Origin of the sequence: Gaetbulibacter sp. M235 (genome assembly GCF_043876835.1) — a bacterium.
GTDB lineage: Bacteria > Bacteroidota > Bacteroidia > Flavobacteriales > Flavobacteriaceae > Yeosuana.
This window is the reverse complement of sequence record NZ_JBAWJZ010000012.1, coordinates 25,677-51,420: the sequence shown is the minus strand read 5'-3', so window position 1 is coordinate 51,420 and position 25,744 is coordinate 25,677. Positions and strand designations below refer to the sequence as shown.

Annotated in this window: 30 protein-coding genes; 12 read left to right on the top strand and 18 right to left on the bottom strand. The window is 31.3% G+C overall.

From position 1 onward, the window contains the following. The first annotated feature begins 424 nt into the window (after positions 1–424). A complete protein-coding gene (locus V8G69_RS15605; RefSeq protein ID WP_394883075.1) occupies positions 425–652 on the top strand; it encodes a DDE-type integrase/transposase/recombinase in 228 nt (75 codons plus the stop codon). A gap of 775 nt (positions 653–1,427) precedes the next feature. On the opposite strand, the gene V8G69_RS15600 is transcribed toward V8G69_RS15605, so the two are convergent. The 5 genes from V8G69_RS15600 to V8G69_RS15580 all read right to left on the bottom strand — a co-directional run bounded on the left by V8G69_RS15600 (position 1,428) and on the right by V8G69_RS15580 (position 6,552). Further along, complete coding sequence (locus tag V8G69_RS15600) at positions 1,428–2,315, bottom strand: GDSL-type esterase/lipase family protein (protein ID WP_394883073.1); 888 nt, start codon at positions 2,313–2,315, stop codon at positions 1,428–1,430. Positions 2,316–2,884: 569 nt separating this feature from the next. Continuing rightward, positions 2,885–3,052: a hypothetical protein gene (locus tag V8G69_RS15595; RefSeq protein ID WP_394883071.1), complete on the bottom strand. Its 168-nt coding sequence runs from the start codon at positions 3,050–3,052 to the stop codon at positions 2,885–2,887. A gap of 478 nt (positions 3,053–3,530) precedes the next feature. Further along, positions 3,531–4,964 (bottom strand): amidohydrolase family protein, encoded by a 1,434-nt coding sequence (locus V8G69_RS15590; RefSeq protein WP_394883068.1) that lies wholly within the window; start codon positions 4,962–4,964, stop codon positions 3,531–3,533. Positions 4,965–5,087: 123 nt separating this feature from the next. Beyond that, positions 5,088–5,534, bottom strand: coding sequence for a DUF1572 family protein (locus V8G69_RS15585; RefSeq protein ID WP_394883066.1), 447 nt, complete (start codon positions 5,532–5,534; stop codon positions 5,088–5,090). A 928-nt stretch (positions 5,535–6,462) separates the two neighbouring features. Beyond that, entirely contained in the window at positions 6,463–6,552 is a 90-nt protein-coding gene (locus V8G69_RS15580) for a DDE-type integrase/transposase/recombinase (RefSeq protein ID WP_394883064.1), read from the bottom strand. A gap of 393 nt (positions 6,553–6,945) precedes the next feature. On the opposite strand from V8G69_RS15580, the gene V8G69_RS15575 reads away from it, so the two are divergent. From V8G69_RS15575 to V8G69_RS15540, 8 genes are all read left to right on the top strand, one after another. Continuing rightward, a complete protein-coding gene (locus tag V8G69_RS15575) occupies positions 6,946–7,995 on the top strand; it encodes a helix-turn-helix domain-containing protein (RefSeq protein ID WP_394883063.1) in 1,050 nt (349 codons plus the stop codon). A gap of 122 nt (positions 7,996–8,117) precedes the next feature. Further along, positions 8,118–8,444: a hypothetical protein gene (locus tag V8G69_RS15570; protein ID WP_394883062.1), complete on the top strand. Its 327-nt coding sequence runs from the start codon at positions 8,118–8,120 to the stop codon at positions 8,442–8,444. Between the two features lies 1 nt (position 8,445). Continuing rightward, positions 8,446–8,799, top strand: a complete 354-nt coding sequence (locus tag V8G69_RS15565) for a hypothetical protein (RefSeq protein ID WP_394883060.1) — start codon at positions 8,446–8,448, stop codon at positions 8,797–8,799. A gap of 39 nt (positions 8,800–8,838) precedes the next feature. Continuing rightward, positions 8,839–9,312, top strand: a complete 474-nt coding sequence (locus tag V8G69_RS15560; protein WP_394883059.1) for a YHS domain-containing (seleno)protein — start codon at positions 8,839–8,841, stop codon at positions 9,310–9,312. Positions 9,313–9,402: 90 nt separating this feature from the next. After that, complete coding sequence (locus V8G69_RS15555) at positions 9,403–9,933, top strand: carboxymuconolactone decarboxylase family protein (RefSeq protein WP_394883058.1); 531 nt, start codon at positions 9,403–9,405, stop codon at positions 9,931–9,933. Positions 9,934–10,005: 72 nt separating this feature from the next. Then, on the top strand, positions 10,006–10,587 hold the full coding sequence (locus V8G69_RS15550) for a uracil-DNA glycosylase family protein (protein ID WP_394883057.1): 582 nt from the start codon (positions 10,006–10,008) through the stop codon (positions 10,585–10,587). Positions 10,588–10,677: 90 nt separating this feature from the next. Beyond that, positions 10,678–11,076 carry a hypothetical protein gene (locus V8G69_RS15545; protein WP_394883055.1) on the top strand — a complete coding sequence of 133 codons (399 nt, stop codon included), beginning with the start codon at positions 10,678–10,680 and terminating at the stop codon, positions 11,074–11,076. A gap of 31 nt (positions 11,077–11,107) precedes the next feature. Then, positions 11,108–11,584 (top strand): GNAT family N-acetyltransferase, encoded by a 477-nt coding sequence (locus V8G69_RS15540; RefSeq protein WP_394883054.1) that lies wholly within the window; start codon positions 11,108–11,110, stop codon positions 11,582–11,584. A gap of 373 nt (positions 11,585–11,957) precedes the next feature. Here the strand turns inward: V8G69_RS15540 and V8G69_RS15535 are convergent, their stop codons facing one another. The 5 genes from V8G69_RS15535 to V8G69_RS15515 form a co-directional block, all read right to left on the bottom strand. Next, positions 11,958–12,818, bottom strand: a complete 861-nt coding sequence (locus V8G69_RS15535) for a hypothetical protein (RefSeq protein ID WP_394883052.1) — start codon at positions 12,816–12,818, stop codon at positions 11,958–11,960. Between the two features lie 5 nt (positions 12,819–12,823). Beyond that, a complete protein-coding gene (locus V8G69_RS15530) occupies positions 12,824–13,528 on the bottom strand; it encodes a hypothetical protein (RefSeq protein WP_394883050.1) in 705 nt (234 codons plus the stop codon). Between the two features lie 249 nt (positions 13,529–13,777). Further along, complete coding sequence (locus V8G69_RS15525; protein WP_394883048.1) at positions 13,778–13,900, bottom strand: hypothetical protein; 123 nt, start codon at positions 13,898–13,900, stop codon at positions 13,778–13,780. Positions 13,901–14,144: 244 nt separating this feature from the next. Next, positions 14,145–14,579, bottom strand: coding sequence for an alpha/beta fold hydrolase (locus V8G69_RS15520; protein WP_394883046.1), 435 nt, complete (start codon positions 14,577–14,579; stop codon positions 14,145–14,147). Positions 14,580–15,014: 435 nt separating this feature from the next. Next, positions 15,015–15,419: a TetR/AcrR family transcriptional regulator gene (locus V8G69_RS15515; protein WP_394883044.1), complete on the bottom strand. Its 405-nt coding sequence runs from the start codon at positions 15,417–15,419 to the stop codon at positions 15,015–15,017. Between the two features lie 674 nt (positions 15,420–16,093). Between V8G69_RS15515 and V8G69_RS15510 the strand changes: the two genes are divergently transcribed. The 3 genes from V8G69_RS15510 (at position 16,094) to V8G69_RS15500 (ending at position 17,606) form a co-directional block, all read left to right on the top strand. Continuing rightward, positions 16,094–16,672 (top strand): Crp/Fnr family transcriptional regulator, encoded by a 579-nt coding sequence (locus tag V8G69_RS15510; protein ID WP_394883042.1) that lies wholly within the window; start codon positions 16,094–16,096, stop codon positions 16,670–16,672. Between the two features lie 101 nt (positions 16,673–16,773). Continuing rightward, positions 16,774–17,127, top strand: coding sequence for a SnoaL-like domain-containing protein (locus V8G69_RS15505; protein ID WP_394883040.1), 354 nt, complete (start codon positions 16,774–16,776; stop codon positions 17,125–17,127). Further along, positions 17,127–17,606 (top strand): DoxX family protein, encoded by a 480-nt coding sequence (locus V8G69_RS15500; protein WP_394883038.1) that lies wholly within the window; start codon positions 17,127–17,129, stop codon positions 17,604–17,606. Before V8G69_RS15505 ends, V8G69_RS15500 begins: the two co-directional genes overlap by 1 nt. 458 nt (positions 17,607–18,064) lie before the next feature. Here V8G69_RS15500 and V8G69_RS15495 read toward each other — a convergent pair whose 3' ends face one another. The 8 genes from V8G69_RS15495 to V8G69_RS15460 all read right to left on the bottom strand — a co-directional run bounded on the left by V8G69_RS15495 (position 18,065) and on the right by V8G69_RS15460 (position 25,721). Then, positions 18,065–18,379 (bottom strand): TSUP family transporter, encoded by a 315-nt coding sequence (locus V8G69_RS15495; protein WP_394883036.1) that lies wholly within the window; start codon positions 18,377–18,379, stop codon positions 18,065–18,067. Between the two features lie 55 nt (positions 18,380–18,434). After that, on the bottom strand, positions 18,435–18,692 hold the full coding sequence (locus tag V8G69_RS15490) for a PhzF family phenazine biosynthesis protein (protein ID WP_394883110.1): 258 nt from the start codon (positions 18,690–18,692) through the stop codon (positions 18,435–18,437). 59 nt (positions 18,693–18,751) lie between these two features. Further along, positions 18,752–18,958 (bottom strand): hypothetical protein, encoded by a 207-nt coding sequence (locus V8G69_RS15485; protein WP_394883034.1) that lies wholly within the window; start codon positions 18,956–18,958, stop codon positions 18,752–18,754. 571 nt (positions 18,959–19,529) lie between these two features. Next, positions 19,530–19,751: a DUF5916 domain-containing protein gene (locus V8G69_RS15480; RefSeq protein WP_394883108.1), complete on the bottom strand. Its 222-nt coding sequence runs from the start codon at positions 19,749–19,751 to the stop codon at positions 19,530–19,532. A 52-nt stretch (positions 19,752–19,803) separates the two neighbouring features. Beyond that, positions 19,804–20,736, bottom strand: coding sequence for a nucleoside hydrolase (locus tag V8G69_RS15475; protein WP_394883032.1), 933 nt, complete (start codon positions 20,734–20,736; stop codon positions 19,804–19,806). A 26-nt stretch (positions 20,737–20,762) separates the two neighbouring features. Continuing rightward, a complete protein-coding gene (locus V8G69_RS15470; protein WP_394883030.1) occupies positions 20,763–21,788 on the bottom strand; it encodes a phosphotransferase in 1,026 nt (341 codons plus the stop codon). A gap of 132 nt (positions 21,789–21,920) precedes the next feature. Continuing rightward, positions 21,921–24,896 carry a TonB-dependent receptor plug domain-containing protein gene (locus tag V8G69_RS15465; RefSeq protein WP_394883028.1) on the bottom strand — a complete coding sequence of 992 codons (2,976 nt, stop codon included), beginning with the start codon at positions 24,894–24,896 and terminating at the stop codon, positions 21,921–21,923. A gap of 120 nt (positions 24,897–25,016) precedes the next feature. Further along, a complete protein-coding gene (locus tag V8G69_RS15460) occupies positions 25,017–25,721 on the bottom strand; it encodes a DUF2064 domain-containing protein (RefSeq protein WP_394883026.1) in 705 nt (234 codons plus the stop codon). Between the last annotated feature and the right edge of the window lie 23 nt (positions 25,722–25,744).

Genomic DNA, 25,744 nt, shown 5'->3' with positions numbered 1-25,744 from the left:
TAAAAGAGCAGGATTTTTCGGTATAAAAATCCGAAGCAATGATATCTATGACATTTGCAAATTAAAATCGTATAATTTTTGATCTTTAACCATAGCAAACATTCTATGTACCAATTTGTTGGTTCTGTCGCATCTAAATTAATAAAAATGGAATGTTGTATTTTTAAAACAAAAACAATGTTCAAAGGCCACACTTTTCCCAAGTCAGTTATTATGCAAGCTATCTATTTCAAGTTCAGGGTTGTATTGAGCTACAGAGAGATTGAGGAGTTGATGGCCATACGAGGAGTGAAAGTAGGCCATGCAACCATTCAAAGGTGGGCTATAAATTCAGTCCACAAATGGAGGCTTCATTTCGAAGTAGGAAGTATGTGGTAGGTAAACGCAGGAGGATAGATGGGACATTCATCAAAACAAAAGGGGAATGGAGGTACTTTACAGAGCTGAAGATAAAGAGGGGAATACAATAGACTTTCTATTTACCAAGAGGGGACAGCGCATGTCCTCCCAATCCTTTTTGAACAAGGCCATAAACAACAATGGTCACATCGAACTGATAAACATTGACAAAAGTGGTTCCAACAAGGGGCGGTTAAGGTTTATGGAAGACGTTCTTTTGTTAAGATACGGATACGGCAGTGCAAGTATTTGAACAACATAGTTGAACAGGACCATAGGTTTATAAAGAAGCGTGTAGGACAGGGTTACAGGGACTTTGGGATTGCTAGGAGGAGTATAACGTGCATAGAGTTAGTGCATATGATATAGAAAGGACAGATGGACAGCAATAGTTTATCTGCCTACAAGGCATTTTACAGTTTAGCAGTATGAGTCTGGTTAACCAAGAATTTTTAGATTATAATTTCACAAATGAGACAGAACCAACAATCCTGTCTTTTGTTTTCTTCTGCATTATTTTTTAGCTTATGCACAACTCTCTGCTAAACGCAGTTCTGTTTTGCAGTTGGAAAAATAATAAAATTAAGCAACAAAGATTTGAGAATCTGACCGATGTTTGCAATTGGGTACCTAATCATTGTTTGTAGACTAGTAAGCACAGCTGCCGTTAGTTGTTAAATTTATTAGATTGGGAGATCAAGAAACATATACAAATTGTTTTAACAACTGTTATGGCAGGATAAAGGCTTGAGCCTGACATTTGGAGCTGAAGTTTATAAAAAAAGCCTTGTGCAATTTGGTTTAGCAGATTGTTAGAGCACATTTCACTTGTGGAGTTAGAGTGCCAAACAAGTAGCAACACTACTCATTTTTAGCTCATTGTGACCTAACGGTTTGTTCATCCGATATTTAAAATCATAGGTTTTTCCCATGTTATAGTTATCAGCTAAGGTGGTCCATAGTTTGCAAATTTTTTTGACATTATACCTGTCAAATACACTATGTTTTTTGTCTATGTATTTCGTGTTCTATTTTGTTAAACTCATTATTTTGCTTCTTATTATCGGATCCCAAAGTCCATACCCTAACTGATTTAGATGCATTCCATCAGTAAGAAAGATATCTGAACGCACGCGTCCATCTGACTTTATCATCATATTTGTGATATCTATGTAATGTAGATTTCTTTCATCATCACAATATTTACTTAGCATTCTATTGGTTGCTACCTTATTTATGCTAACATCTTTTTGAATAAAGTCATCAACTAGTGTTGGTTTCATGGATAGAAGAAATATCTGGGTTAGAGGAAAGTCTTTTCTAACCTTGTTTACTAATTCTTTAAATGCACTAAAGGCTACGTTAGGAGATTTTCCGCGCTCTATATCTATATCACAATAAACGACTAAAATAGATGGCGAATGCCTTTTAACAATATCATCGTAATAATGAATTATCTCTTGAAGACTTGCTCCTCCAAATCCTCGGTTAATTATTGGTAAATCGGGAAATGATTTTGCTGTCTCCCAAAAAACAATACTTGAACTGCCAATGAATAGAACAGGATTTTTAGCAAGTGTATTTCGATTGTCAAATCGACGAAAACTTTCTATCTGATTTTCAAATCTGTCAATTTTTATTGAATCATTCCTTTTATATTTCTGTTGATTTTGATAGTAAAGTGATAATACCTTGCTATATTTTTCTGGATTCTGATTATAATCTATCATATGTTTCCTCCAATAATCCCATGTGCGTTGGTAAAACATTTGTGTGATTTCAGAATTAGCAACACCATTCTCCAAAGAGTTTTCAAGGAAGGCGATGAATTGTTGATCATCATTAATAATTATTCTTTCTTGTGCATCCATAGAAATAAAAGCACATAATAACGGAATCAATATTAGTCTAGTCATGTATGATATATATTATTCTTTTAAAGTATGTTAGGCTTAGTATATTAGTATAATGATTCTTATATTTCCGTTCTGTTAGATTATCCCATACAAGGGTCTCATTTAAAAAATACCTTATGGAAAATTAAGAAAAACAAATGAAAAAAAAGAAAGAATTAAGTTGTAAAAATTTTTTTTTCGAAAGAAAATTCCGAAGTAAGGTTTTTACACATTTTTGAAAACAAAGTTTTTTATTAAGTTTACAAATTTATTGACTTAATGAGAATTTTATTTTTTACGAGTTAAGGCAAGATTACTGAAATTAGGAAGTGAAATCAGAATAGCTTAATTAACCTAGGTTAAAATACATTAATCAAGTATCAGATTTTTTCTAAACTGAATAAATATTTAAATACGTTTTTTAAGTAAAAACCTAATGATTCTCTATATACATTAATAGTAATAATTTTACAACCTGTCCTATTATTGCCTATAAACAAAGCTTTTGTGAAGATTAGGGTTTCTCTATCGTATCCATTTCCTTTGAAATTATCAGATGCAGCAAATCTACCAATTTCTACATAATTTATTTATCCATCTTTACCTTTTGGTACTAAGGAAGAAATTCTATACTGAAAAGTATATTTGTTTCCTATTTCAACTTGAGATATCTTGTTGCTAAGATAATTGAAATATACAACAGTTTCTGTTTCTGTTTCTGTTTGGATAATAAAAATAGTAGTTAATAATTGATTCACATAATTTTAGAATCTTCAAAAAAAAGCAGTTCAAATCTATGTTTCACAATCGAACGGCAAAATATTTGTATCAGAATTTAATCTGATTAATAATAATTCATTAAATAACAAATTACGCGATTCTTTTTTAGCGCTTCATAACTTGCTCAATTTTTCCTTTTCTTCCTTAAGTACTTTCACAATGTCTTTGTTTTCTTTAACAACTTTTAAGCATCTTTACCAGAAAGAAAGGGTATTTCTTTAATAGGTTATGCCATAATATTATTTTTAAATTAAACTTATTTGTTGGTCTAATTCACAATCTCTAACAAACTTGCCAAAAAGATTAAAATTCCAATGAACCTAAAATTATAACCGAGTGTTTTAATTTGAGTTACAAGTTCTAGTTTTGTCGTCAATTTTACTTTATCAATTAAAGCCATCATTTTCATTGACATAACTCTCGGTTTTATATCTAATAGCCATTGTTAGTAGTAGTTTATTTTTCAAAAATTAAATTTTCTAAATACCTAAGAGCGGAAGCAATTAGATTCTTACGACTCTTTGCCTTTTCTTCAAATGAATTGAGAGTACTTCTATTTAATTTTCTTCCCTTAACAATAACAAATGAAGGATTTTTAAGTGTTGATAATTCTATTAAAGGATTATTATCTACTATTAATAAGTTAGCAATCTTACCTACTTCAATTGTACCGAGTTGGTTCATAATTGTATGTGTTTTAGATGCATTTATAGTAGCTGTTTTCAAAACTTCGTAGTTAGAAAGACCAGCCTCTTTATAAAACACCAGTTCTTGGTGAATTGAAAACCCTGGAAGGGTAACACCTATGCCTGCATCAGTTCCGCAAATTATATTCACACCAGCTTCGTGTAGCTTTTTAACAATTGTAATGTGAAAATCATGTTGCTCTTTTATCCGATCAATTGCTTCTGGGTCATTTTGTTTAGTATTAAACCAGCGCTCAAATTGTTTTTTGCTGTCAAATTTTTTAATGAGTGGATTCATATATTCCAATGATTCTGAATCTAAAATAGAGTCATTGATCATCATTTGGTAGATATTATTAAATGCAGTGATTGTTGGACAATAACTAGTATGCTTGGAAAGCGATATTGAATCAATGATAGGTTGAAGTTTGATAGTATCTAAATCAAACTGTAATGACTGTTGCACAATTTCTTCAGCATGTTCAATAGATTTGATTTGTGGTTTTAAATGATATAAAAAAGGTACTTTTTGTGATGGATGAGCTACGATATCTATTTTCGAAATAGCAGCTTGCTCAACCACAGCTTCAAATATATCTTTGTCTAAACCGTAATAAGTTTTTATAAAATTGTAACCTCTATTCTTATATGAAATCACTTTTATTTTTGCTTCATTAGGATTCGTTAGGTTTAAATTATCATCACCAATGAATTCACGACCAGTTAGTTTTGGTCCTGTTGTCATAAATATTGGTGAAATAATTTCGTCGTCATTCACATCTTCCTTAATTCTTAAGTGCATCGGCATACCCCATAAATTTCTAACCGCAGTTACACCATTTGATAGGTAAAGACCAAGTTCATATCTGTCCCACACATGAACGTGCATATCGATAAGACCCGGTGTTAAGTATTTGTTTTTTGCATCAAGAATTTCAACTCCCAAAGCCTGAATGGTGTCAGCAATCTTTTCAATTATACCCTTATTTATGTATACCATTTTATCAACTAAAATAGTGTCTTGATTCATGGGTATTACATTAACATTAGTAATAAGATAAGAATCATTAAATGTTAGTTCATTCTTATTAATACTTAAGTAGCTAATTCTGTGTGAATCAACCCGAAGTATAATAATAGTAATTATTACTAGCACTCCTATAAGAGCAAAGACAATTTTCAAAAGGCGTTTTAATATTTTCATTTATCTAATTACAGCTTACGTTTATGTATATGGAAAGTTGCAAGAAAACAAAGCAACTGATATGGGTTAAGATAAAACAAGCAATTTTTTATATACGACTTATTGGTTTGTTGTTTTTACGTTTCAATTGTCAAGTAATCTTCTGTGATAATTTATTTGCCCAAGATGATAATTTAAATGAGTTGTTAAGTGAATCAAGGTGTATTCCATTTCGGTTGGTTTTTCCCAGACTACAACAGGAAAATCATCGGTCATTTGATTTAAGGTTAAGTTATTTAATCCATTTTCCACAATTTTAATTGTATCTACAATTTGACTTAATATTGTTGTTCTAGGTACATTTTTCAATGAAAATTCAAGGTCTCGTTGCCTTGCATATTTTATTTTTACTAATCCAACACCAATATAGGCATTAAGGTTTCCAATAATATGCAAGCATAAATTTCCTGCTGAATTTGAAATTGATTGATCAGTAAGCCAAATATTTCCTTCATTGTTATAAAGTTCTATTTCGGTCATCAGTTTTTCTAAGTCTCTTTTGAAAAGTGTTTTTAATGTATCTATTATCATTTTCTAAATTTTGATTTCTCCTTTAAATACAATTTTTGCATTACTTTTAATCGTTAAGTTTTTTTCATCAGGTAATTCAACTTCCATATTTCCACTTCTTTCAGAGCATCGCAACGATTTCATTTTTGTTTTACCAATTCTTTTGCTATTGAAAGCATTAAGTGATTATCAATGCTATTTTCTAATAAGCAAACCACTGCTGGTTTTCCTTTAAATGTTTAGTTATTAAAAGCGTCAATTATAAACGTTTTTATATTCATTGATTTTTGTTATTCTGTCTGTTAAATTCCTTTTGTCGCAATGACTGACAATTTTTATTTATATGAATAGTTGCGTGTTGAGTGCGAGGATTTTCCGAAGGAAAATTGGATGCAAGCAAACAAAGCAATTCACATTGGTTAAGCTAAAAGTAGCAATTTTTTGCATACTGTATGTTGTGTAATGTTTTTATGTCAACCAGTATATCAATTTTTCCATTCAATTTTTCAATCAGATCAAAGTTATTCTACAAACTAATTTTATAGTTGCAACCAATTCAATAATTATAAATTAGATATTTTCAATTAAGTTCAAAATTTGCCTTTCTGCTTTTTAACAGGTTGATTGATAATTGACTTGTTAATAAATCTTATATATAACTAGCCCTTCTAAAAAAGTTATAATTATCGTATCGAGTAATTAAACTTATTAAAGAAGCCTCATTTAGTAAAATTTTAATATTGTGAATTATAATAGATATGATTTAAGTCATTTCGGGGTTCATATAAAGTTTCTGTTTCATTTATAGTATTGGCTTTATTTTTATATTATGACAGCAATCGAATCTGTCTTATCTGATAAATTAATAATATTTTAAAATTGTTAATAAAAGTTTATTCTAAACAACCAAGGGGTAAAATGTTCTATGAATAGAATTACTTTTTGTTTTTTATTTGGTTCTTTTAATCATACAAGCGTTATGGACCACTCTGTATAAATATCTCCACCGACCATTAACCTTTAGGTGGGTCTCATCCATTCTTCATCTTTTCCCAACGATTTTATTTCATTTTTTAATTGATTTTTCAAGCAATGGAATAAACTTGAAGGGCCATCTTTTAATAGTGGTATGGTCTAACTTAACAACCCAGATTGGTGAAATTTCTACATCTTTTTGTAGTTTAATCAAACCTGAATTTAAAGTAGATTCCTTGCTTGTATAATTAGTGACTTTGAGAGTGAATGATTTTTAATATGATTTTTGAATGTAAAATATAAAATTGTCTATTATAACTTCAACAGATGCCACAAAACCACAAAATATGATACATTAATTAATTTAATTTATTGACAGGCATATCAACGACAAGACTGTTTAATTTTGTCAGTTTTCAATACTAGGTACGACTTTTATTAAACTAATTGGTTTAATATGGTTAATAAACTTGACGCCGAAATTAATAAGGTTTACTTCATAAATAAATATACGTTGGTTCATATTCTTTCAGGTACAGGCAGTATAGAAGTAGATTTTAAAAATTATATGGATTGGGAAGATAAAGCTATTTATCTTTCTAAAGGACAGTATATTAAATTTTTGTCTGATGATTTCCAAGTTCGATTAATAGAATTTCCCGATGAAATTTTGTTTAAGTCTAAAGATGTCCGTGTACTATTCAAACATTTAATAGCTTTAGGATATATCAATTTTAAGGAGTGTTCAGAGTGTCAACAATATCTAGAAAATACTGTTTTTGAAAATGGTAACTACAACATCGTTGATGTCTCTGCAAAACAATGGTACTGGCAAAATCCATTTCAAGCTAATAAAGAAGAGTACCAAATCATTTTTGATACTAAAGATATTATTGATCAAGAATATGCCAACAATTTATTAAGCAAAGATTTGGTTAACTTAATTGATAAAAACGGATATAATGTTCAACATTTATTAAAGAACAAGATTGGTTTTTCATTAAAGAAATTAATAGAAAGTAAAAGGATTTTAGAAAGTAAAAAGCAAATAGCCTTTACAGATAAAAGTATTAAAGAGGTGTCTTTTAAATTAGGTTTTAAAGACCCTGCATATTTTAATCGTGTATTTACATACCAAGTGGGGCAGAGTCCTAATAAATTTCGATTAAACTTTGATTTTGAAGGCAACAATTCTTTTATTCAAGATGTTATTGAACTGGTTCGAATGCATCATAGACAAGAACATCAATTGGGTTTTTATGCCCAAAAAATGAATTTATCTGTAAAAACTTTGTCTAAAAAAGTCAAGGATGACATGCACATTTCTCTTGGTAAACTAATAAGACACGAATTAATAACTTCTTCAAAAAGTTTATTAGATCAAGGATATGGTGTTCAAGATATTTCATTTCAGCTAGGATTTGAAGAAGTGAGTCATTTCTCAAACTTCTTTAGTCACCAAACTGGATCAACTCCTTCTCAATTCAGACATCAAAAAGTACAATAATTTGTTTTTTTTTTGCAAACACCGATTTAGTTTTCATTCTGATATTTGCAGTGTAATTACAAAATAAAATTTGTTTAACATTAAAATTATTAATTATGAATATTAAATCATTAACAGAAGAAATGGACAGTATCGTTGCACAAGGGGCGATTGTGGATGCTGTAAAACAATTTTTCGCAGAGGATGCTAAGACGTCGGATTATAACAATGTACAAACGTCCAATAAAGCACAAATGGTAGAAAAAATGGAAGGGTTCGCAGGAGCAATAGCTAAAGTAAATGGTATTACTAAATATCATACGCTTTTTGACGGTAATGTTTCAGCATCAGAATTCACATTCGATTTTGACATGAGGGATGAAACTAAAATCTACTGGCATGAAATTATTCTTCGTGTTTGGAATGATGAAGGCAAAGTAATTCGAGAAGAATATTTTAAAGCTAATTAAAATGAAGTTTCGATTTATATCACCAACACTTCACGGTGTAGCCGATTATTCAGCTGGTTTAGGACTTATTACTGTTCCTTTTCTTTTAGGCTTAGGTAACACAAATCCAGCATCACTTTGGATTTCCATCATTACAGGAATTGCAGTTTTAGTAGTAAGTCTTTTAACAGATTATAAATTGGGAGCATTCAGAACAATTCCTTTTCAAGGACATTTAGCTATAGATTTAGTAGTTGCTATAGCTTTTATGATTATTCCATTCGCCTTAAGGTTTAGTGGAATAGAAGCCAACTACTACCTGTTTAATGCTGCTGTTGTTTTTACAGTAGTATCATTAAGCGAAAACGATTATTAAAAAAGTAAAAACAAGTAAAACAATTAAAGTTTAAAAAAAATGAAAAAATTAATAAAATCATCAGTTTTAATATTGGCAATTTTGGTTGCTACAGCAACTTTTGCGCAAGACAACAAGGCAAACAACATCGATAATAGCAATATTGCTTTACAAGGTTATAGTCCAGTTTCGTATCTAGATTTAGGTATTGCCCAAAGAGGTTTAAAACAATACAAATCAGAACATAAGAAGGTGGTATATTATTTTACGTCTGCTGAACAAAAAGCATCATTTGATAAAAACCCAAGTAAATATTTACCTCAATTTGGTGGATTCTGTGCTTTTGGCATTTATGCTGGGGCTAAATTTAGACCAGATCCAAACAAGTTTATTGTTAAAGATGGTAAATACTTCTTGTACTTGTACAATTTAGAGTTAGATGCACAGCAATTATGGCTAGCAGAGAACAACCACAATAAATTGCTTTCAGTTGCAAACAATAACTGGGAAAAATTAAGCAAAACCTATAATTAATTTAAAAAAACAATAAACATCTGTTAACCTTAAACCTAAATTATTGTGGTGGGTTTACAGATGTTTAAATTTTGAAATAAAAAAATGAAAATGATAACAGTTCCAACAATAGATCAAGTAGATAATGATTCAAAACAAATTTTTGAATCTATTAAAAAACAAATTGGGATGCTTCCAAATGTATATGCAGTGACAGGTTATTCTTCCGAAAGTTTGGCATTACATATTAATATGACTAATAAAGCAGGAAAGGGTAGTTTTACCAATAAAGAATTAGAAGCCATTAAATTAGCTGTATCACAAGTTAATGGATGCCATTATTGCTTGTCTGCTCATACAGCCATTGCAAAAATGAATGGGTTTACTGATGAAGATGCTTTGTCATTTAGACAATTAACAAGCAGTGACGACAAACTTAATATACTTACGAAATTAGCGGCCAACATTACAACAAATAGAGGTAGAGCCACTAAAGAATTAATAGAAGCATTTTTTGATATAGGCTATACTGAAAAAGCTTTGGTAGATCTAATCTTAGTTATTACTGATATTACGTTTACAAATTATCTAAACGAAATTGTCAAGGTTCCAATAGATTTTCCAGAAGTAGAATTGATTTAATAGCAATTGCATGCACCTTACTTATTGTGGTATATAATAAGTAAGGTGTTTTAATTTAGTACTATAAGTCCGGTGAAACAATTATTAAATAATATACAGAATTGCAACGAATGTGCTGCTCATTTGCCTTTAGGGCCTAGGCCAATATTAAGTGCATACCCTAAAAGCAAAGTGGTAATTATTGGACAAGCTCCTGGTAAAATTGTTCATGAAACTGGAATTCCATGGAATGACAAAAGCGGAGAAAATTTAAGACAGTGGATGGGAATTGATTCTGATATGTTTTACAATTCAACAAAAATTTCTATTTTGCCAATGGGGTTTTGTTATCCTGGTAAAGGGAAATCGGGTGATTTGCCACCGCGTAAAGAGTGTGCCCCTTTGTGGCATCAAAAAGTATTATATAAAATAGAACAAGCAGAACTTATTTTATTAATTGGGAAATACGCTCAGGATTATTATTTAAATGATAAAAAACAAAAAACACTAACAGATACAGTTTTAAATTTTAGAGATTATTTACCCAAATATTTTGTTTTACCTCATCCATCACCCAGAAATAATATTTGGATGACTAAAAACCCATGGTTTGAGTCTGACGTTCTGCCTGAGTTGAAAAGGTTAATTAAAGTTTTGAATTTTAAAAAGACCTAAAGACAAGCCTAATCTGGAGCCGAACAATTAAAATAAATGTTAATTAAACCAAGATAATCGATACAAACATAAAAATAACATATAAGTATTATGAATACAAAATTAATAATGGTATCTAGCTCCATATTTTTAGGTGTAGTTGGAATTGGGCTTACATTTTTTTTACAAGAAATATCCAAGGTTCTAGACTTTGAAACAGATATATTAATAATTCTTTTTTCGCAAATTGTTGGATCACTTTATTTAGGTTTTGCTACATTAAATTGGATGTCAAGGAACACAATAATTGGAGGGATATATGGTAAGCCATTGACAATAGGTAATTTAATACATTTTCTTGTGTCTTTTTTTGCATTATTTAAAATTTTACCAATCACAAGCAATCATTTTCAACTGTTATTTGCTACAGCGGTAATTTACGGCATATTGACATTAGCTTTTGGTTATTTAATGATTCTTCATCCAAAGAAAATATTCAAGAAAATTTAAAAGAATATCATGAATTAATGAAGTGTATAAAATGAATATTCAATTCAAAAGATTAAGTAATATTGCAAAGTCTGAAATTATTGGATTGATGAACAATCAATTAGTAAGAAGACAGTTGCCTTTATTGATAGGAGAATTCAGTGAATGTGATTGTGATGAGTTTATTTATAATAAAGAATTACTTTGGAAAAATCATGGATTTGGGCCATGGGCGTTTTTGGTTAACGGAAAATTTGCGGGGTGGGGCGGATTGCAACCTGAGAATGGAGAAGCAGATTTAGCATTGGTTTTGCACCCAAATTATTGGGGCTTAGGGAAAACCTTATTCAAAAAAATTATGAATATAGCTTTTGAGGATATGGATTTGGAATCAATAACGATACTTCTTCCTCCGACAAGAACAAGAATTAAAGGTGTATTCTCTTTAGGATTCAAAGAGGATAGTGAATTAAGCGTGGGTAATGTAAGATTCTTTAAATATAGATTAAATAGAAGTACATTAAAATAATTTTTTTTAAATTTTACTTCTAATTCTAAAAAAATGTATTCAATTTCACTTAATTATTTTAAAATCTTCCTTCAGTTGGTTATAAAGAAATTTGTTTAGGAGATAATGAGTTGAATCTGAAAGTATTGAAACATATTTCGATTGACATATCTGCTAAAGGATTCATCAAGAAGAAAAAAAGGAAATTGCAGTAAACAAAAGATTGTGGCAATTTGCATTTATTATTAAAATTAATAATAATCCAAAAATTAAGGTTATTAATTCATAGTCAGGAGTTTTATCTCATATTTATTACGAATAATTTCCCATTGAAATTTTTCGTCATTATGTAAAATAAAATAGGGTTATTCTTCCATATTCCTTCTAGTTTATGTTACCGAACATCCAAAAATACCCCAGCACTAATAGAAGGCTTTGCATATATAATTCTACCAGAAATGGCCTCTGTGTAATTTAGGGAAATTCCTAGTTTAGAATCGATATAATAAGCAATTTCTGCGCCAATACTAAAGTATTCTATATTATTGGCAAATATACTTCCTTGAGAAATTTGAGTTGAACTACTTCCATTTTTGAGTGATTCAATACTTTTTATCCTAGCCAACATCCAAAACTTGTTGTATACCTTAATCCCCGATTCAATTCCGTAATGAAATTCATCAGAAAAGCCTTGAGTCCTATTATTAAAACCTATAAATGCTTTTGCATATGCAGGTTTGTAGAACAATTGAAACGCCGATCCGACATCTATTGTTAATAGCTGATTAAATTCTCCATCACCTGTTTGGTAACTACCATCGCTCCCTCCTTTCTCTTTTCCGGTAGGCAATCCTAATTTTAAAGAGGCAGACAAGGCTATATGATTCTTTTTGAACATAACATATCTTAACCCTACATCTATATCTCCAGTCGAATTTACAGCTTCTCCTGCTTGAATCACACTTCCGTTAGTTCCCGAGACTTGAGTGTTTTGATAAATTCTAGTTATAAAAGGAATATAGGCAATTATATCTAACTTATTTGTAACCCCATATTCACCATAGAAACTCAACGTAAAATTACCTCTAGTCGCATTGGAATCTATTTTACCAGAATTGGTGTAATGTTGGTCCGCTACTAAAGACCAAGCAGATAATTTATAGTATCCATTTCCTTTTCCTTTGTTCCATTGAGAATAGCTATGTTGAAAAGTTAACAAAATACAAATGGCTAAAATTAGTTTTAAATATTTCATAAAATTTACTTATCCATGATTAACGCTTGTCCTACAAGTATAGAAAATGGTCTACACCATTGTACTAAATATTTATAATCATTTAATCCAACTCCTTCTATATTATATATAAAAGCTCCTTTGTAATGTACTCCATCGGAGTCATCATATGCGTCAATTTGTAATGCGTTGACTAAAGAATTTGGATTGTTAGTTAAAAACAAAGCAAAGCCTGGTAAACTATCATCTCCTATATAGTTACTAGAAAGTTCTATTTGTATACCAGTTGAATTTTTTTTAATTTCAAAATCACCTGCTGATTCATATGAGGACGTAGGTGTGAAGGTTCCTTTTTTAATGCTTTCCGATGGCATTACAACATCTCCTTTTTTAACAACCATTATAAATTTGCTGTCTGTTAACTCTCCAGAATCTCCAGTTGTTTTTGCTGAAATTGTGGCATCTCCTTCAGATTCGGCGCTAATAGTATTTGCTTCATCTATTGATAATACTTTTAAATTAGAACTTTCCCAAACGATTGTTTTGTTTTCTTTTTGTCCAACTTTATTAAAGTATGAGGCTTCCAATTTTAGAACATCTCCTACTGTTAAAGTATTCACGTTACTAATAATCCTAACTTCCTCTGGAACAAAATCTGCTATAATATCGTCTTGGATGCAAGAATTTAATCCTAAAAAAAACAAAAAAGTCACGAGTTTTGGAAGTTTCATATTTACTAATATTTGTAAGTCATAGATTCTGTCGACACTTAATTAGCATCCTTACAAACACGAATACAAGAAGATTTCAAAACATGGTTTTTAATACAATAGAAATTTCTAAACTGTAATGGATTCTTTTTAATGCATGAGTTTGTAGTTTGTTACCGATATTTCTTTATTTTTTGCATAAACAATTTAATTTTTTGTATGATTAAATCTCCATCTTCTTCCAAAGCAAAATGACCAGTGTCATAAATATTAAAATCTATAGTTTTTAACATCTCTTTTGAATGCTTGAGCACCATTCTCTGGAAAAAATTCGTCATTTTTACCCCAAACAATTAATAGGGAGGTTGATTTTCCCTTAAATATTCTTGCCATTTAGGATAAAGTTTCACATTATTTTGATAGTCATAGAATAGATCAAGGTTTACTTTACGAGCATTTGGTCTTGATAATCTCAAATAATCAAGATTCCAAGAATCAGGATTAATAGTTTCTATGTTTCTGGATCCGTGGGTATATTGCCATTTAAGTCCTTCTAATGAAAATGCCGGTAATAGAGCCTTTTCAGTGTCTTCATTTCTATTTTTCCAAAGCGCTTTTATCCCTTTCCAAGCATCACCTAAACCTTCCTCATATGCATTACCGTTTTGATTGATAATGGCTGTAATCCGCTCTGGATGTGATGTAGCAATTCTAAAGCCAATCGGCGCACCGTAGTCTTGTTATCATTAGCGCATATGAATTTATCCCTTTTAATTCTAAGAAAGAATCTATGGTTTTTTGCGATATTATCAAATGTATAATTGTACTGTTCAGGTAGCGGAAATTCGCTATTTCCAAACACGGGATAATCTGGTGCAATTAAGTGAAAATTATCCGATAATTGATTAAGTACTTTTCTGTATTGGTGTGAGGAGGCCGGGAAACCGTGTAATAAGACAATTGTTGGATTCTCTGGGTTTCCAGCTTCACGATATGCTATATTGATACCGTTAACTTTAATTTTTTTAAATTTTGTGATATGCGTTTTAATTTTGTTTTGGGTTTTAATCATTTTTACAGTACTATTTGTGGGGTTAATATTTTTCGTATCATGACATCCAGTTAATATAATTGATAAGATTAAACGGAATGGAATTAATTTTTTTATTTGTTTTATACAATAAATGTTATTGATTTTTTTGATTTATGGGTTTTTAATTACCAATCTATTTTACCACTTTCTACATAATTAAATCTGCTGGGGGCTGTTCTAGTATGAATGCTGAATTCAGGTAATTTCATATTAACATTTTTTTTTGGGAATGTTAGAGGATAGTATTAATTCTTATTTTCGGCTTATATACCTACATTCTATATTTTCAATTGTTTTTTTCAAAGAAATTGACATCATTCAATCCTTTTGATACGATTAGACTACCTTGTATTTCTATTAATGTTTTAATAGTATTTTCTTTGGCAGCTTTAGGAGAAAACTGCAAAGAAATCCCTATCTCTGTAAAGTTATCAATCCACTCATTAATACCATTTTTAATATTTTGTTCGAAAAAGTGCACCCTGTTTGCATTGAAAATGCTCTAAAAACGCAGGCTTCTCTACCACCATTGTATAACGTTCTAATCTGGAGTAATCCATTTTTAAGTCTTACTTCTGGTGAGAGGTTTTCATTATTCAAGGTAGAGAATACATTTTCCTGAACCCATTTAGCTATATGATTTAAAACAGATTCTGCCATTTCTTGTTTTCCATTAGGGAAACTATGGTATAAACATGTTCTTTTAAGTCCAGTAACTTCAGATAGTTCTATTAAACTAGCCGCTTCATGACCTTTAGAGCGAAACACTTTAGCTAAACCTTTTACGATTTCTTTATGTAGTATTTTTTGTGGTCTCATTGTGCTAGTATATAAAAATATTTTATTACTGAACATTCGGTAAACAAATTTTTAGATAAAACTTAAGTTTGGTAAAGTAATAGTCTTTTTAGGCTTAGGTTTCAAATGCACTAAAAAATTATCTGTTAATGCTTTTACTATATAAAACATGGTTTAGAAATAAATTTTCCCAAAAGGCTTTTTATTCATTTGTCTCTGTAAATTCCGAAATCATATTGTTGACCTACTATCCTTGATAGCGCCATGTTTCTTAATACTTTAATGCTAGTATTAAAAGTGCATACTCTTGGTTTTCGGACTTAATTTTAAAGAAATCCCTGGATCTATATTAATTTTTGTTCAAGACTACATTTTGGACTACGGTTTCCCATAGAATAAAACTTACTTACATGTATTATTAGTGATCGGAGGAGAGAAAGGGTTTGGAATTAAGTAAGGATTATCATTTTCTACTTTTAATGGTCTCTTGGAAACATAAAAGCTAAAAATATGTTATTTTCCTAACTTTTGATAAAATTTGACATTATCAACTCCTGCAATTCTGTTGTTTTCAATCATGACATTATATAAATATGATTAATTTTGTAAATAATTATTAACTTAAGATGTTTTCTAATTTTCTGAATAATTAAACCCTATCTGTATCATTATTATAACAAAATTTAATATCCATTATGAAAGAACAGTTTTTTTTAGAATATCTTAACCGTTACATAAAGCTAGACGATAAAGAAAAGAACTTAATTCTTTCAAATATAGAGACAAGAAGATTTCTAAAAGGTCAATATATATTGCAGCAAGGAGATATTTGTCGGCACGAAAATTTTTTAATTTCAGGTTCGGTAAAAGTGTTTTACGTTGATCAATTTGGAAATCAGCATGTTGTCATGCTAGCTGTTGAAGGATGGTGGGTGTCTGATTTAGGAAGCTTAATTAATAAGACTAAAGCTGATTATAATATACAATGCTTAGAGGATACAGAATTATTTCAGATTTCCCTGGAGAAGCTAAATTATCTATATAATCATTTACCAAAATTGGAACGTTTCTTTCGATTGATAATTCAAAAAGCTTTTATAGCTTCTCAGAAAAGAATTATCCTTAATAATTCACTTTCTGCCAAAGAACGATATAAGAATTTTGTGATTAATTATCCTGACCTTGAACAAAGGATTCCTCAATATTTAGTTGCTTCTTACCTAGGAATGAGTAAAGAATTTTTAAGCAAAATTAGATCAAATATCAATTCTTGATCCAAAAATTAATCTAGAATAATATAATTTTTTAAACTAGTTCAATGTCAATGGTTTCGTTTAACTTGAAATTTGTGCTTTGTTTAATTTAATTATGACTTATGAAAACAATCGAAGAAAAGATTAATGGTCTAAATGATTTAGTAATCAAGGGAAGAGCCCTAGAGGCCTTTGAAATGTATTACCACCAAGATGTTAGTATGCAGGAGAACGAAAATGAACCTACTGTTGGTAAAGATGAAAATCGCAAAAGAGAAGAGGAATTTTTTGCATCTATAATTGATTTCAAAGCCTGTATTCCCAAAAAAGTTGCCGTTGGTAAGAATGTTTCAATGGTGGAGTGGCATTACAATTACATCCATAAAGACTGGGGTAAACGAATTTATAATCAAATATCGGTTCAATTATGGAAGGATGGAATGATTATCAATGAAAAATTTTATTACAATTCGTGATGAGAAACATTCAAGTGTTATTATTCAGGACTAACTCATCATGGAGTCCACTGATATTAAGAGTGTTGATGAGTATTGTTGTATTCCCCCATGGCGCTCAAAAACTCTTTGGTTTATTTGGAGGCTACGGGTTTACAGGAACTATGAACTACTTCACTGAAACATTGGGAATACCATGGGTTTTAGGCTTCATGGCAATAATCTTAGAGACTTTTGGAGTTGTAGCTCTTTTATTTGGTTTTGCAACTAGAATTTTGGCCATATCCTTCTTTTTTCTCGCATTAACCATAATGTTTACAGTACATTTTGAACACGGTTTTTTTATGAATTGGTATGGTAATAAAGCTGGAGAGGGTTACGAATATTTCTTATTATGGATAGCTATGATTTTAGTTCTCATTGTTATGGGTGGGGGAAACTATTCAATTGACAAACTATTATTTAAAAAGAAAAAAGATAGTCTTAAGATTGTCTTTTAATAGAATATTAAAAACGGAGAATTTAAAAGTAAAATTTATATTATTTTTAAATTCTCCTCTCTCTTCTTAAATACAAATAAGTATTTTGTATTGATTTTAAAACTTTAGTTCAACAAGATGCATTAAATGTTTACCAATAAACTGTAGGTATAATCTTGATCAATACCATCTTTAGTTAAAAAAATAATTTGATACTCCTCTTTATTAACTTGAAATCGGTTTTGCCAGTACCATTGTGTTGCAGATAATTCTATGATTTTTTGTATTAAAAATATTATTGGATAAATAATGTTGAGATTCTGAGCATTCCTTATATTGACAAGAAAAAATATATTACATATCCAAATATTGTTTTAGTCAGGTTTGGGTATGATTGTTTAAACCGAATGTTTTTATTTAATAATATTAAAGGAATCATGGTCAATATGACAATACCAACGATTAGATATAATTTTTCCTTATTTATAAATTGTTGGAAGTTTTGCACCCAATAAGCCTCCTGTAATTGCAAGAGGAATAAAAGGAACTGCATATTTCCAAATTGCCTTTCCAGATTTTACAAACCTAAATGTTGATAAAGAAAAACGACCTAAATCGCCTAGTTTGTTAGTAACAAATACGGTTTCGGCCGGAATTCCCATAAAAATTAGGGCAGGAATAGAAAGCATAAAGGGAACACCAGTTATGCTACCATAAAAGCTTGCTACCAACCCGATTAAAAAATATTCTAGTAGTTTGATTATTGGCTCATCTATCTGAAATATTCCTGTCATTTTGTTTTTATAGTAACTAGTGTTTTAAATGCAATTATTGCTTTACCGCCAATACTTATTTTTTTATATTGTTGTTGGCAAATTCAAATTTAATAAGGACCGTCCTCTCTCTGTCAACCGAATCTCCTTGATAACATTGTATATCTCTTTTTAAAAAACCCCAATTTACTATTTTATACTTATTGATATAAGTAATCATAGGAGTGCAAGAGTTGCCCTTAACAGGATCTTCATTTATGCCCAATAGTGGAACAAACATTCTACCATAGATAACAAACCTTTCTGATTGTTTGGCAATAGAGCTAAGAAAAATACCTGGGGCCGTATTCTCTTTACAGTATTTCTAAAGTTGTTGAATATCTGGATTTGATTTTAAAATTGCTTGTTTGGATTTAAGGGTGTTATCAGTTTGTTACTTGCTCCATTTATTACGTGAAATGACAAACCAGGATATACGTCAATAGAGTTTAAACCAAGTATCTCAATCAATTCATCTTTCTGTTTTTCATTTAAAATATTTTCAAATCGGCATGCACGTGCACTATATGATAGCGTACTACAATCGTTTTCAACTTCCAAATTCCCTAAATTGGTTTTGAAACGAATTAGGTTTTGATATCCTTTTTATTTGTAAAAATATGTGCTACTGCAATTGTTGCATGACCCGAGCTATCTATTTCTTAGGTTGGATAATATCTTAACGATGGGCAGCACTTATTTTTTAAATGAATAAAAACTGTTTCAGAATTGATTAGTTGTCTAGCTATTTTTTGCATTTCTGCATTTGAAAAACCACCGGCATTCCAAACTACAGTTTATGTGGGGTTCCTTGAAATTTATTTTCAGTAAAAACGTCTACTTGATAAATATCAAAAGTTCTAATCATTATTAGACACTTAAAAGTTTCTTTTTGTTATAATAGCTTGTTAAATTGCCTTACCTTATTTTTTAAAACATATAATAATTCGCTTTTAACTAAACAAACTTTTTAATGCCAATCATAAACCCTAAATGAATGGCTTCGTGAAAATTATTAAAATTTATGGCGTCATCAATATTAGCTAAATGAAACCCTGTTCCCGTAGTTCTTTCATTATATGATTTAAATTTGCCAAAAAGAAAATCGGTTTCTGTTTTTCAACCGATAATATTAAGAGCTTTTAATTGATCCACTTCTTCTTTCAAGGAAACTAATATTGAATCTTGTTAAGTTTGTGATTTGGTCATCAATTTCAACTTGGGAGAAGTCTGGATTAATTGTTGTGTTTAATTTTAAAGATGAGGTTATATTAAAATTGGCATCAATTCCATAGTTTAACTTTCTATCTGCTTTATTTAAGACTACATTTTCATTATAAGAAACAAAGTATATGGAATGAGTGTTAACTTTAACGACTTTTTATTTCATTAAATATAAATATCGACTATCTTGAAGCACTCAATGTTTCCAAAATCTTTTCTTCAAAACCTTGTAAGGCCCTTCGAGCATATTTTACTTTCTTTTTGGTTTTAAACTCATAAGACACTTCTAGAAAATTTTTAAAAAGCTTATCTGGTTGAATTTCCACGGCATCATTTTTCTTATAAATTACTTTTATGGGGATATCTTCATAATATGTAAAATATTCAGGATGTGTTACAATACCCAAAGTAGAACAATCAAAAGGAATAAAACCACGAACCCCAAATAAGCTTTCGTTTAATGACATCCATGGTTGTACAATTTCATATAACCATTTATCAGCTTCATTATTTAAGTCCAAACTAGCCAAATCAATGTTGCCAATGTGTGTATATGAACTCGGTTCATATCCCGCAAACTCCAAGGGGATGGGAGAGTTCAATAAAACATCCATTGAAGCGGTATCAAATTCATAGTTATAATCAAATACATTTAATTTTCCATTACCAGGATTAAAAGGTAAGTTAGGAGTCCGGGAAGCACACATCACAACACGTTCTATTTGAGGAATAATATCTGGATGGTTTTTAACCAAGGTTGCTATATTGGTCAATGGACCAAGCGCTAAAATAGTCAGTTTGTCCATCTTTAATGCTAGATACAGAGCGCTTGTCGCATTATTTTCCGTTCCTAGATCATTGGCGAAGGTTGAACCTTTATAAACTGGAATGGCGGCACCCTTGTTATGCCAGTTTAAAATTTTATGAATCACAGTATAGCCATAATCCACATAGGTAATATTACTGATGCCAACAATTTGGATTTGGGGCTGCTTTAGAGCCATAATCAAGGTAATACCGTCATCAACCTCACGTGCCACTTTATCCGGCATGCCTATCATAATATCTGTATCGAACCAAACTTTGGTTTGGGCTGTAATTGAGTTCGTAATCAATAAAAATAGCCACAGTTTATAAATTTTCATCGTTTTTGTGTTATTAAGTGATATGCTAATCCCATTAGTTTTTCTTTTTCAATTAGAGCCATCTGTAAAGGCAATTGGGCTAACCCTATCAATCTCCGCATAATTTCAACACCAATAAATCCATTCAACATGTCCATATTCAGTTCACGGAAAGTTTTATAATTTTCAATTGCCTTATCTATTATGGATTGTTCGTGTTTTGTTAAAATTAAATGAGCGATTAAAACGCCCAAATCAAATTCACGTTGGCCATAGAAACAAAATTCTGGATCTATAATCTTAATGCCATTTTCGGTTGATAACCAGCTTCCTGGGTAATAATCACCATGCAGCAAATAGGCTCCTTTAGACATATAGAGTTCCCCTAAGTGTTCTATCTTTTGTTTTAAAAAAGTATCTCTTTTGTAGGGTTGGGCCAATTCTTGTAACCCCGCTTGAACCATATTTAAATCAAAGCCATTACATTCCAAAAATGGATAGTGAAAAATGTGTTCATAGTTTAGTTTTCTTAATTCCAAATTAGATAATTCATCATCAACTTTTGATTTCTTAAAGCCATGGTGCAAATCATTTAAATAGATTATGAGAACATGGATGTCATCGTCAGAAATTTTTTTATCTAAAGCATATAGAGTGGTATAATCATTGGCCATTCCTAAATCTTCCAGAAGCATTATATTATTAGCAATATCCAAACCCAATATTTTGGGCATTCGCTTCTGAATTGAAGGGTTTTCACTAATTTTAGTATAAAATTTTGCTTCAGTTACTACCCTTTTTTCGGGTGCTGCTATTTGAGGATATTTCTCAACATAGGCCCTAGATTGTTTTAAAATGAAGGATGTGCTACTTGTAGTTATTCGCAATACATAATTCATATTCCCTTCACCCGGTTTTGACATGGATGTTATAATTTCACCGTTAGCCAACCAGTGCCTTTTTATTAAAAAATGAGCTAATTTATTTGGCTCTTTGTTATTAAGTACAAACATAACTGGATTGTTTAATTTAACTAGCTCCATAAAAGGAGGCTAAGGTTCTATTTTTTCTTTTATAGCTTTCATAAAAACAATTGTATTTCTGGTTTTTAATTCTATTGATAATTCAATCAAAATCCAGCAAAATAGTAACAACTTTACTGGATTGAAAGCTGTTTAAAATAAATACCGAACACCAAACTGAACCTGTCTGGGTGGAGAGGCATTCCGTTTGGTAAACAAACCACTGGCCGAGGAACCACCTTGGATTTGATTGCTTTGGGTGGCATTATTGCTATATCCACTTAAATTCTCAGCATTGAAAACATTGAAAACATCTGCTCTTAATTCTAATTTTGAATTTTCAGAGACCTTAAATTGATGTTGCAATCCCATATCAAAAGTTGTACTCCAAGGTAGGCGGTCACTATTTCTACTTTCCCCAGGAAAGCGGTCACTATTTCCTTGGTAGGCATCACTAAATCCGGATCCATCACCATTCAGGTCAGTCGTACCATACCCTAAAGGGATCCTATTTATGGGCTGACCACTTTGAAGTAGGCCTGCCAATGTTAACGTCGTCCCATTAAATGGATAATAACTGTAAATGCCGTTAATAATATGGGTTCTGTCATTGATTGATGACCCCCATTCCCTTGCATAGTTATTACCATCCATGGCTCTAAAGTTAATGTCCTCGGTGTTGTTTTTAAGTGAGGATAAGGTGTAATTCAATCGATAGGAATAGTTGTAATTGCCCTTGCTTTTTTGATAATTTAAACTCAAGGCATAATACCTGGATATGCCTTCTGTTTCACTAATCACAACATTTCTAGCAACACCGCTAACAGTTTGCCCATTGATGAAAGCAGCGTTATTCGCAATGGGGATAGGTCGCGTAGAATCGGCTTCTTCTGGAGTTCTAATCACAACGTTATTGGGGTCTATAGGATATTCTTCAGCGGCATTTAGGTTTCTTAAACGAAACAAATTTTCACCCCGGTTGTGAACTACATCTATATAGAACAAAGTATTTTCATTTACTTGTAACTGATACCCAAGAGAGAATTGATGTGAATAGGGATTATTATACCCTTTGGGATTTAGGACACGTCTTTCATTGGAAAAGGCTTCCTCACGTTGTCCTTGCAACTGGTCGCCAGAAGGCCCCTGTAAGTATGTAACATTAGATAAATTAGCTGAAATGTTTCCGTTGAAGGTAATGTCATCCAAATTGGTATTGGCTGGTAATATCCCTAAATCAATGAATTCTTGTAATTGTGCCCTATAATCGGCAGAATTTGTGTTTTGTTGCAAGGCATCACTATAAATGGCGTAATTGATTTTGTCATAAGCAATACCGTAACCACCGCGAATACTGCTGTTATTGGTTACCTTATAGTTGAAGTTAAATCGTGGTGCTAAATTGTTATAATCGCCTTTTGTTCCTCCACCTTTGGATAAATTATCATAATCATAACGCAATCCGAGTGTGATATTTAATTTATTGGTTATAGACCATAAGTCCTCCAGATAAACCGAATAAATATCTTGGTGTGTTCCAAATGATGCGGGGCGTAACTCCACATTATAATTTATCACTTGGGCATCAGAAGGAATATCATTGACACTTAGGTGGCTTCCAAAATTAGCCAATTTTACAACATCTATTTGAGATTGGGTTAGTTTAACCGTGTAATTGCCATTAGGATTTCCACCGCCAATTAGCTCGTGGTTCCCCCTAATGTAATTCAGCCCGCCTTTTATGGTATGGTTGTTTAAATAATATTTGAATTTTTGTTGGACTTGGATGGTATTTTCTATGGCGTGAAACAAATACCCTGGATGGCCCAAAATGGCCAATGTTTCATCATTGGTACCCAAAACCGTTACTTGTGGGTCGCTAGCGTTCAATGGATTAGCATAATCCCAGTTAAAACGACTGTACTGAAAATTGGTTTCGGCACTTATTTTCCCTAAGTTGTAGGTGTTTTTTAGGGCCAACAATATACTATTTCGTTTTTGTGTATTGGCTGATGAAGGAAAGGTAGCTCCGCCATTAAGACCACCTCCTTGACGTTCTATATTAACCAAACCAATGTTGGCCCTCAACGAACTTTTAAAGTTTGTGTTCCAAAGTTGGTCTATTTTAGTGGAAAAATAATTAAAGGTATTGAGGCCTCTTATCGTTTCGTTAATCCCTAAAGTGGGGACATTTAATAAATTATCCTTATCGTCTGTGGTATGTTCAAAATTGAAGTAATAAAATGTTTTATCTTTTATAAATGCTCCACCTATTCCTGCTCCGGCTTGATATCGAGCAAATCCATTTTTGACTTGGTTACCCGATAAATCGCGTTGTGCAAAGGAAGACTTTCCATCAATAGATGGTCCTGGCCTTGTTATGAAATAGGTTTCCCCAACAAGTATATTGGAACCAGAACGAGGTGTAACATCAACGACACCACTTCCCGTTAAGCCATATTCTGCCGAAAAATTACTAGTTAAGACCGTAATATCTTTTACAAACCCAGAAGGGATAGCAAATTTTTGACCACCCAGAAAACGTTCGTTATTGTCCAATCCATCGATTAAATAAGAAGTAAATAATCCATTAATGCCATTAATACTTACATTGGGTGCTTCTGGATAGAAACCAGTGGCCTGGGTCACATTGGGTAGCCGGTACAAAATACGGGTAATATCCCGGCCCTCAACGGGTATTTCTTGAATTTCCGTAGCCTTAAGTTCGGATGAGACTTCAGCGTCACGACGATTGATTTTTGACGTTGAACTGGACGAGATTATAACGGCGTCCAATTGCTGGGCGGCGTTGTTCCATAAAATCAATGTGACATTCGGGTTTTGATTTGAGCGAATATTAATGAGCTCTGAACGTTCACTAACATATTCCGGTGTTTCCTCATAAAGAACTTGATAACCATCAAGGGCCTCTAAATTTCTAAAGATTGCCTTTCCTTGAATATTGGATAGTTCGCTTAATTGGATATTTCTGCTTTTGTTTTGTAAAATGACAATAGCATTTGTTACTGGGTTTTGTGTTTCTGCATCAATAACAGAAACGGTTAAATCTTGTTGGGCAATTGTTATTGTTGATATAAATAACAGGCCCCAAACATATAGCTGCTTCATTTGGATGATATTAATAATTAAAATAAGTTGACTTGGTATCATTGTTTTTATACCCAATAGTACCGTGATATCCTAATAATAACATCTCTAATTGGCTCTATTGAGTTTAAAACAGGGGGATTAGCTTTTTAGATAGAGAGGAGAACCTTTATTAAAGCTTATGGATATGAATTGATGGACAATAAAATTAAATGTAAGTAAAATTTGAATTTTTGGGACAATTAAAAAAGACAGAAATAGACTTCTTAATATACCATCATATGGCAATTTGTAAACAACTCGTTTAAAATCAAAAATAGAATTAAAATCATCTAAAGGAGGTAAATAACCAATGGGTTGCCCATTAAAAAGCTTTTGTAAACTACTAAATAATGTAACCGTTTGCCAGGCTGCTTGTTGAAATTCTTTGGACCTAAATGTAGACTGGGTTAACCCTATCAAATAAGCACCTCCATTAAAATCAGCACCCAAAACACAATGGTTATGTTGTAACTGTTCAATTGCATTGTTCAAATGATTAGTGTTTAAAGCAAGGCAATCATTTCCAACAACAATGACTTTTTGAAAACCTTTATCAAATACTTCTTGAATACAACTGGTTATTTTTTTTCCAAAAGTGGCTCCAACTTGATTATTTTCTTTTAAAACAAAATATGGCAGCTTGGTCTTTTGAATGGTTTTTAAGACTCGATCATTTAACTTTTTCCAAAGCAATCTGTTTTTTTTTTTACTTGAATTAATAGGTTTTAGAACACTTGTTGCTTCTTCACTTTGTGTAAAAAGAAGGATTGCGGTTGTTGAGGAATTTATTTTTTCCGAATTCATATTACCAGTAGACGGAACTGTTT

Coding starts and splice junctions, on each gene's coding strand:
- V8G69_RS15605 (WP_394883075.1), top strand. CDS start 425: ATGGAGGTACTTTACAGAGCTGAAGATAAAGAGGGGAATACAATAGAC.
- V8G69_RS15600 (WP_394883073.1), bottom strand. CDS start 2,315: ATGACTAGACTAATATTGATTCCGTTATTATGTGCTTTTATTTCTATG.
- V8G69_RS15590 (WP_394883068.1), bottom strand. CDS start 4,964: ATGAAAATATTAAAACGCCTTTTGAAAATTGTCTTTGCTCTTATAGGA.
- V8G69_RS15585 (WP_394883066.1), bottom strand. CDS start 5,534: ATGATAATAGATACATTAAAAACACTTTTCAAAAGAGACTTAGAAAAA.
- V8G69_RS15580 (WP_394883064.1), bottom strand. CDS start 6,552: ATGGATGAGACCCACCTAAAGGTTAATGGTCGGTGGAGATATTTATAC.
- V8G69_RS15575 (WP_394883063.1), top strand. CDS start 6,946: ATGGTTAATAAACTTGACGCCGAAATTAATAAGGTTTACTTCATAAAT.
- V8G69_RS15570 (WP_394883062.1), top strand. CDS start 8,118: ATGGACAGTATCGTTGCACAAGGGGCGATTGTGGATGCTGTAAAACAA.
- V8G69_RS15565 (WP_394883060.1), top strand. CDS start 8,446: ATGAAGTTTCGATTTATATCACCAACACTTCACGGTGTAGCCGATTAT.
- V8G69_RS15560 (WP_394883059.1), top strand. CDS start 8,839: ATGAAAAAATTAATAAAATCATCAGTTTTAATATTGGCAATTTTGGTT.
- V8G69_RS15555 (WP_394883058.1), top strand. CDS start 9,403: ATGATAACAGTTCCAACAATAGATCAAGTAGATAATGATTCAAAACAA.
- V8G69_RS15545 (WP_394883055.1), top strand. CDS start 10,678: ATGAATACAAAATTAATAATGGTATCTAGCTCCATATTTTTAGGTGTA.
- V8G69_RS15540 (WP_394883054.1), top strand. CDS start 11,108: ATGAATATTCAATTCAAAAGATTAAGTAATATTGCAAAGTCTGAAATT.
- V8G69_RS15535 (WP_394883052.1), bottom strand. CDS start 12,818: ATGAAATATTTAAAACTAATTTTAGCCATTTGTATTTTGTTAACTTTT.
- V8G69_RS15530 (WP_394883050.1), bottom strand. CDS start 13,528: ATGAAACTTCCAAAACTCGTGACTTTTTTGTTTTTTTTAGGATTAAAT.
- V8G69_RS15525 (WP_394883048.1), bottom strand. CDS start 13,900: ATGGCAAGAATATTTAAGGGAAAATCAACCTCCCTATTAATTGTTTGG.
- V8G69_RS15520 (WP_394883046.1), bottom strand. CDS start 14,579: ATGATTAAAACCCAAAACAAAATTAAAACGCATATCACAAAATTTAAA.
- V8G69_RS15515 (WP_394883044.1), bottom strand. CDS start 15,419: ATGAGACCACAAAAAATACTACATAAAGAAATCGTAAAAGGTTTAGCT.
- V8G69_RS15510 (WP_394883042.1), top strand. CDS start 16,094: ATGAAAGAACAGTTTTTTTTAGAATATCTTAACCGTTACATAAAGCTA.
- V8G69_RS15505 (WP_394883040.1), top strand. CDS start 16,774: ATGAAAACAATCGAAGAAAAGATTAATGGTCTAAATGATTTAGTAATC.
- V8G69_RS15500 (WP_394883038.1), top strand. CDS start 17,127: ATGAGAAACATTCAAGTGTTATTATTCAGGACTAACTCATCATGGAGT.
- V8G69_RS15495 (WP_394883036.1), bottom strand. CDS start 18,379: ATGACAGGAATATTTCAGATAGATGAGCCAATAATCAAACTACTAGAA.
- V8G69_RS15470 (WP_394883030.1), bottom strand. CDS start 21,788: ATGGAGCTAGTTAAATTAAACAATCCAGTTATGTTTGTACTTAATAAC.
- V8G69_RS15465 (WP_394883028.1), bottom strand. CDS start 24,896: ATGAAGCAGCTATATGTTTGGGGCCTGTTATTTATATCAACAATAACA.
- V8G69_RS15460 (WP_394883026.1), bottom strand. CDS start 25,721: ATGAATTCGGAAAAAATAAATTCCTCAACAACCGCAATCCTTCTTTTT.